We start from the raw sequence: 771 nt of genomic DNA, 5'->3' as shown, positions 1-771 counted from the left end.
TCGGCCTTTTGCTTCATGACTACCGTGGATTTGATGTTCTCATCCTTGATCACCACTTCCCTCGGCTGGCCGTTCAGCTCGAAATAGACGACCCGTGTGCCGTCTGCCTGGGGCTGCCCGATGGAGACAAGCTTGACAATTAGGGTCTTGCCCGTTTCGATCTCCACTTCAATCTCTTCACCGAGCCTCAGGCCGTGGACAAACGTTGGTGTATCCAGCACGGAAATATCTCCGAACTCCTGAATGGTGCCCAGGTATTCTTTGAACACCTTCGGATACAGGGCGTAGGCAATCACGTCTTTTTTGGTGACGTGTGGCCCCATCTCCTCGGCGAGCTCTTCTTTAAGCCGGCCAAAGTCGATGTCTTCGAGCAGCTCTCCCGGCCGGACGTTGATCGGCTCGCGGTCTTTCAGGATGACCTTTTGCAGGTCTTTTGGAAATCCGCCCTGCGGCTGGCCCAGATAGCCTTCAAACATCTCAATCACGGAATCCGGGAAGTCGATGGACATCCCCCTTTCCAGCACGGCTTCTTCATCCAGGTCGTTTTGCACCATAAACAGGGCCATGTCTCCGACCACTTTGGAGGAAGGGGTCACCTTGACGATGTCGCCAAACATCCGGTTGACCCGGCTGTACATGTCCTTTACCTCTTCCCAGCGGCCGCCAAGCCCGACCGCTTTGGCCTGCTGCTGCAGGTTGCTGTACTGCCCGCCCGGCATTTCATGCCGGTATACTTCTGAGTGCGGCGACATCATGCCGCTTTCAAAGTCT

General features: G+C 55.6%; 1 pseudogene. It reads right to left on the bottom strand.

The features are described from left to right. Positions 1-771, bottom strand: a pseudogene (locus tag ACFSCZ_RS17775) (pyruvate carboxylase); the annotation flags it as partial.

It is taken from the genome of Siminovitchia sediminis, assembly GCF_042680885.1.
Classification (GTDB): Bacteria; Bacillota; Bacilli; order Bacillales; family Bacillaceae_C; genus Siminovitchia; species Siminovitchia sediminis.
Note: the sequence above shows the minus strand (reverse complement) of the source record. Positions and strands in the feature narration are given on the sequence as shown.